This window comes from Arthrobacter sp. efr-133-TYG-104 (assembly GCF_030208915.1).
In the GTDB taxonomy this organism is placed as follows: domain Bacteria; phylum Actinomycetota; class Actinomycetes; order Actinomycetales; family Micrococcaceae; genus Arthrobacter.
Genome location: NZ_JARVTA010000014.1, coordinates 42,588 through 49,241, shown reverse-complemented (window position 1 = coordinate 49,241; position 6,654 = coordinate 42,588). Strand labels below are relative to the sequence as shown.

Annotated in this window: 5 protein-coding genes; 4 read left to right on the top strand and 1 reads right to left on the bottom strand. The window is 62.1% G+C overall.

The window, feature by feature from the left end; translation table 11 throughout:
* Positions 1 to 554: 554 nt before the first annotated feature.
* The 4 genes from QRN04_RS11790 (at position 555) to QRN04_RS11775 (ending at position 5,550) form a co-directional block, all read left to right on the top strand.
* Positions 555 to 740, top strand: a complete 186-nt coding sequence (locus tag QRN04_RS11790; protein ID WP_284976226.1) for a hypothetical protein — start codon at positions 555 to 557, stop codon at positions 738 to 740.
* Positions 741 to 922: 182 nt separating this feature from the next.
* The gene (locus tag QRN04_RS11785; RefSeq protein ID WP_284976225.1) at positions 923 to 1,210 is read left to right on the top strand and encodes an HU family DNA-binding protein; all 288 of its coding nucleotides are present in this window, start codon (positions 923 to 925) and stop codon (positions 1,208 to 1,210) included.
* Between the two features lie 204 nt (positions 1,211 to 1,414).
* Entirely contained in the window at positions 1,415 to 3,580 is a 2,166-nt protein-coding gene (locus tag QRN04_RS11780; protein ID WP_284976224.1) for a bifunctional copper resistance protein CopD/cytochrome c oxidase assembly protein, read from the top strand.
* On the top strand, positions 3,577 to 5,550 hold the full coding sequence (locus tag QRN04_RS11775; protein ID WP_284976223.1) for an NHL domain-containing thioredoxin family protein: 1,974 nt from the start codon (positions 3,577 to 3,579) through the stop codon (positions 5,548 to 5,550). The genes QRN04_RS11780 and QRN04_RS11775 overlap by 4 nt, the downstream gene beginning before the upstream one ends.
* A 56-nt stretch (positions 5,551 to 5,606) precedes the next feature.
* Here QRN04_RS11775 and QRN04_RS11770 read toward each other — a convergent pair whose 3' ends face one another.
* The gene (locus QRN04_RS11770; protein ID WP_284976222.1) at positions 5,607 to 6,638 is read right to left on the bottom strand and encodes a hypothetical protein; all 1,032 of its coding nucleotides are present in this window, start codon (positions 6,636 to 6,638) and stop codon (positions 5,607 to 5,609) included.
* Positions 6,639 to 6,654: the final 16 nt, after the last annotated feature.

Sequence of the window (6,654 nt, the reverse complement as noted above, 5' to 3'; positions counted from 1 at the left end):
GACAACCATTCAACCGGGCAGCCCCGACCACACGGTCGGGGCTCCCCGCATTTAAACACCACCCACACCAACCACCGCACCCCCCGCGGTAGATCGCCAAAGACAGTGCACCGGTCAGGAGATCGGTACGAATGAACGGGATGAAGTTGGTTATGGTGGGGCCGATCTGGGGCCACGCAAGACCAACGGTCGAAGGCCTGGAGCCAGTGCTCGGATTGCTTATTCATCACTGCCGGCCTGGTTGCTAGGGCTGCCACTGCCGTTCGTCCCCACTGTGCTCTCAGACTAGCTGTACCACGGTCAGACTAGCTGTACCACGGCCGGACCAGCTGTACCACGGCCGGACCAGCTGTACCACGGCGCCAGGCCGCTCTCGGTGGCAATAGAGCGTGTTGTCTTGTCGCCCATGCGACCACGATCCTGCCGTTAGCATCGGCGATGGTGAATACCCGTCTGCGCTGGCCACCTCGTGTGCTATTGCGACTGCGCAGAAGCCCAACTCCGCGAAGACGGAATCCTGGTCCAAGGAATTGGCGGACCGGCATGCAGCATGGGTGCCTCCGACAAAAAGGGTTGATGCGATAAACATCCCGGGACCGCTGACAGGAGATCTCTACTTCCCGCCCCACGCCGTCGACGTCGTTGGTAAGGAAAACGACCAGAACAGGGTCGGCTACCGTTCGGCGGTGCTTCTCCAACCTCCCGATCCGGTAATCCAAGGTGGGCTTGCCCGCCGTTGAGCGATACGCCAGCGGCATGAATAGGGTCCAAAAACCCCCAAAAAACGGTGATTTGCGTCAAAAAAGCGCGGAAACACGCGGAAGTTGCTGGCCATGTGGGCCCAAGCTGGTAAGTTTTCGAACAGTGGCTTGCTCGCAGTCCGCTTGTAAGTTCAAAAACGTATGAGTCCAGGAGGACGTAAATGGCTAAGAACCGTAGTGAACTCGTTTCAGAGGTAGCAGGCAAGGCCGGCACCAGCCAGGCAGCCGTCAACTCCGTGCTCGATGCACTCTTCGAGGTCTTCGAGGCATCTGTCGCCGCAGGCGAGAAGATCACCATCCCGGGCTGGCTCGCCGTTGAGCGCACCGACCGCGCCGCACGCACGGGCCGCAACCCGCAGACGGGCGAAACCATCCAGATCGCCGCAGGCCACAGCGTCAAGCTGACCGCTGGCTCCAAGCTGAAGGCTGCTGTCGCCAAGAAGAAGTAATTGCCTTTGGGCGTAAGCCATGGAAGGGACGGCGGCCGGCTTGGTTGCCGTCCCTTCTGCCGTTAATGCCACTACCCCTCCCCAATGGCGTCCCGATTCGCCGCCCGGCACTACGTAGCGGACAATGGATGAGTGCCACTAGCAAGAAATTCAGCAACTGCCCCCTCCACAGCCCCCAAGCCGGGAGGGCGTGGAGGTACTGCCATGATGGGAATCTCGGTTCCCTGGCAGCTTGCCGGTTTGGCCGTACTCTTCGTGGCCATGGCTCTGGCCCTCGTCTTCTCGGGCGCAGCGGCGGCGCGCCAAGTCTCAGACCCCGGGGCTTTGGTCCGTTGGGGACTTCCGATTGCCAAAGCGGTCCAGGACATGTCCTTGGCCACTGTGGTGGGAGGGCTACTATTCGCCGTTGGGATTCTCCCCAAGAACCTCGGCGGCTCCCGCTCCCGTGAAAAGGATCTTGACGCCCCCGAGCATCCCGCGTTCACACGGGCCCTCGCCGTGGCGGCTGGCGCGGGCGCTGCATGGACCCTATCTGCCGTCGCGGTTCTGGTCCTAACCTACTCGGACGTGGCGGGTTTGGGTATCTCCGGGGACGCGCAGTTCACGCGGTCACTGGTCTACTTCATGACGGATATTGATACCGGAAAAGCATGGCTCGCCGTCACCATCATTGCCGCCGTGGTCACTACTGCACTGTTTGGCGTTCGGTCACTGACCGGGCTGGCATTCACGTTGGTCCTCGCGCTTATAGGTCTGATTCCGACGGCCCTCATTGGCCACTCCTCGAGTTCGAGTGATCACGAGGGGGCCATCAACTCTTTGGGGTTGCACCTCCTCGGCGTCTCCACGTGGGTCGGCGGAATCATCATGCTCGCTGTGCTGTCCAGTCTCCTCGCGGGGTCCAAGAGCAAAGGGACCACGGATATCACGGACCAAACGCTCCGTCGGTTCTCGTCGTTGGCCGGCTTTGCGTTCGTGCTGGTGTTTGGATCCGGCGTCATCAACGCGGCAATCCGGGTCACCAGTTTTGGCGACTTGTTCGGTTCCGCGTACGGCCAGATCATCGTGGCCAAGACCTTGGCCACGCTGGTGCTGGGCGGTATCGGCTTCATGCACCGGAAATGGGTGATTCCCCAGCTCAGCAAAAGCGGTTCACTCTCCGCACGCCGCGTGCTGTGGCAGTTGGTCTTGGTTGAACTGCTGGTCATGGGTGCGACGTCGGGACTCGCGGTCGCTCTAGGGCGCTCCGCCCCGCCGCAACCCACCACATACGCCGCGGATGCCTCCCCGGCCTTCATTCTTTCCGGCTACGAGCTGCCGCCCGAGCTGACTCCGGTACGTTGGTTGACCGAATGGCGGCTTGATTGGCTCTGGGTAGCTGTGGCGCTCTTTGGTGCCGTGACGTACATCCTCGGCATCGCCAAGGTCCGGAAACGTGGGGACAAGTGGTCCTGGTTCCGGTCGGTGAACTGGTTCATTGGCCTGGCGGCACTCACATACATCACCTCCGGACCCCCATCGGTGTATGGCCGGGTCCTGTTTTCGGCCCACATGGTGGACCACATGGCATTGACCATGGTGGCACCCATCTTCTTGGTGCTGGGCACACCCGTGACGCTCGCCCTACGTGCACTTTCGAGCCGGGGTGAAGGCACGCACGGTTCGAGGGGCCTGCGGGAGTGGTTGCTGCTTTTCGTCCATTCACGGTTCTCCCAAGTGGTGACCCACCCGTTGTTTGCTGCGGCGAACTTCGCTGGCTCGATCGTTTTGTTCTATTACTCGGATCTCTTCGGCTTGGCGATGCGCCAACATGTGGGCCATGAGCTCATGAACCTTCACTTCCTCCTCACGGGTTACATCTTTGTCCTGAGCATGATCGGGAGCGATCCCTTGCCGCGGCGTGCCCCGTATCCCATGCGCTTGCTTCTCTTGCTGGCCACCATGGCCTTCCACGCCTTCTTCGGCGTCGCGATCATGGGGGGCACCGGTTTGCTGGCAGCGGACTACTTCGGGAACTTGGGCCGGACCTGGGGTGCGTCGGCCATCGGCGACCAGCAACTCGGCGGCGCTGTGGCGTGGGGCATTGGTGAAGTGCCCACCCTTCTTGTCGCTATCGGAGTGGCGGTCATGTGGTCCCGCTCGGACGAACGGGAAACCCGCAGGGTCGACCGTGCAGCTGACAGGAATAATGACGCCGACCTCAGTGCTTACAACGATATGTTTGCCCGGCTGGCCGATCGCGATGCCAAAATGACCAGCGATGCCAAAATGACCAGCCGAACCGCACCCGGTAACTCAGCGAACGCGGAAGCCACAGACGACTCAACGGGTCAGCCCGAACGAAACACCAAGCTGGAAGGACGCTCATGAGCGATACCGTACGCACCCAACTGCGGGTCCGGGCCTCGGAACTGGAGGGCCGTGGATGGCTCAACACGGGTGGTAAGTCCTTGGATCTTGAGTCTCTTCGCGGCAAGATCGTGCTGCTGGACTTCTGGACTTTCTGCTGCATCAACTGCCTTCACGTCCTCGACGAGCTCCGGCCGTTGGAGGAGAAGTACTCCGACGTCCTGGTGACAGTGGGCGTGCATTCGCCCAAGTTCGAGCACGAAGCGGACCCCGTGGCGTTGGCGTCAGCCGTCGAGCGCTACGAAATCCACCACCCGGTTTTGGATGACCCCGACTTGGCCACGTGGAAGGCTTACACAGCCCGCGCTTGGCCCACCCTGGTGGTGGTGGACCCTGAGGGCTACATCGTTGCCCATCTCTCCGGTGAAGGCCACGCTGGCGGCCTGGGCGTCCTGCTCGAGGAACTCGTGGCCGAGCATGAAGCCAAGGGAACCCTCCACCGTGGAGACGGCCCCTACGTGGCGCCCACACCGACGTCGGGCACTTTGCGCTTCCCCGGCAAGGCAACCCAACTTGCCAATGGCAATTACTTGGTTGTGGACTCGGGCCACCACCGATTGGTTGAGTTGCGTCCCGATTTGGAAACCGTCGAGCGCGTCATTGGGTCGGGTACCAAGGGATACGCGGACGGCCAGGCAGAGATCGCGCAATTCAACGAACCCCAGGGCGTGGCACTGTTGCCGCCTGAACTCGCGTGGAAGCTCGGCTACGACGCCGTCGTGGCCGACACCGTCAACCACCGCCTCCGCGGTGTGACCCTGAGCTCCGGTTACGTTCAGACCGTGGCGGGCAACGGTGTTCAGCGGTTGCTGGACGCTGGTCCCGCCCGCGTGACGGACTCCGGCGCGGGCAATTGGTCCAAACACCACGACGGCGGCCCTGCCGACTTCGCTGCCGACGCCGTCGACGTCGGGGTGCTCGGCCTTGGTACCGGTGTCTCGCTCTCCTCGCCATGGGACGTGGTCTGGAGCGAAAAGCTGCAGCGCGTGGTAATTGCCATGGCAGGAACCCACCAGATCTTTGCTTTCGATCCGTTGACCAATGGCGTGTCCATCCTGGCAGGTTCAGGCTTGGAGGGGCTCCTGGACGGCAAAGCCGAAGAAGCATGGTTTGCCCAGTCGTCCGGTTTGGCCATCGATGCCGACGACAACATCTGGGTGGCTGACTCCGAAACATCCTCGTTGCGCCGCCTCGTGATCGGCGATTCCGGGGTGACCGTGGAGACAGCAGTGGGTAAGGGCCTGTTCGACTTTGGGTTCCGTGATGGCGCGGCTGATGACGCCCGCCTACAGCACCCCCTCGGAGTCACGGTTCTCCCGGACGGCTCCGTGGCCATCGCGGACACGTATAACGGTGCTGTACGTCGATACGACCCCACGACGAAGACCGTCTCCACTTTGGCGCGGGGTCTCGCAGAGCCGAGCGACGTCGTCGTGGTTCAGGTGGAGGGCAGCGAGCCGCTGCTTGTTGTGGTGGAGTCCAACAAGCACCAGCTGGTTTTGGTGCCGATCCCCAAGGAAGCCCAGCAGGTTGACGAGGGCGCATCGCAGACGCACCGGCCCAAGAGTCCGGTGACCCCAGGAGCGCTGGAATTGACCGTCCGTTTCAAGGCCCCCACAGGCCAGAAGCTGGATGACCGTTGGGGCGACCCCACGCAGCTGAAAATCTCATCCACGCCAGCTGAACTCCTGGTTTCCGGAGGCGGAACGTCGGTGGGCCTGTTGCGCACGCTCGAGTTGTCGAGCGATGTTCCCGAGGGCATCCTTCACATCACCGCGCGCGCAGCTGCCTGCGACGGACCCGAGACTGAAGACGGGGAGATCCCGGATCACGCAGCTTGCCACCTCTACCAGCAGGACTGGGGTATCCCGGTTGTGTTGCAGGCGGATGGCGAATCGGAGCTCGTGCTGGACCTGCGGGGCATGGACTAAAAGCCCATGCACTAAAAGCGAGGCATCAGGGGCCGAAGTGCCCGGAGCGGACCGATCTAGAAGGTCAGCATCGGCGTCACGGTCACTTTGCCGCCTGAGACATCCAGCTGCGTGGTGAAGCTGAAATCGTGCTCAACGCTGAGGTCGTGCGCCACCCCGGTGAACAGGTCTATCTCGCGGGCGGTTAGCTTGGCTTTGCCGTTGAGCGGTGCCACCACCCATCTGCCACTGAACGGTTCGATGGTGACCTTGGGGTACTCAGTGATAGCCCACTTGATGGTTCCATCCACTACGCGGGCGTTACTCACGTGGTAGAACGGGCAGTCCGGCTGAAGCCGTTGTTGCGCTGTTGCCTGAGCGGCACAGGTGTCCAAGAACTCCTTGACTTTGCCTTGGACGGCGTCGTTCATGGCCTTGGTGGAGCGGGTTTGCAGGTTCAGCGGTGCCTGCGCAGTATCGCGGGTTGAAACGAGGGCTGACGTCGGTGGCGCTTCGAAGTAGGTCCCGTTGAGGCTGGCCTCGTACTTGCCAGGGTAGAAGACGGCGAAGGTGTTCCGGCCGTTGGGCATGTTCACCGGGACACCGTTGAGTGCCACCTCGCTGGCGTTGACCACCGTGACGTCGATGGTGGGCAGCGTGGTGGGGACGAACGCCCATTTCGCGAAGAACAACCATTGAGTGTCCACCCGTTCCACCAGGAACTCGGTGTGAAGCCGCTTGCCGTCCAAGGTGTAGTCGACCGGAACCGCCATCCGGTTGCCGTCACGGGACTGGGGGGTGCCCACCTTGATGTCGGCCAATGCGGAAGCGGCCGTTTGCAGGGCAGTTCCGTCCAGCATGGCAGCGTTTGCAGGCGGCACTTTGGCCCGTAGGAGGCCCAAGGCTTCTTCGCCTTTGCCGCTCTGCAAGGCTTGAAGGTATTCCTTGACGGGCTGTTGCGGACTGGCCACCGACGAGCTGACCACATTGATGCAAACTATGGCTCCGGCGACGGCAAGCATCAGACCGAGAAGCCACCCGGCTGCGGTCTTGACTATCGCTTGGCTCACCTGCACGCCCTTTACGTTACCTGCAGAGGGCGCAACCATCGCGCAGGATGACGTC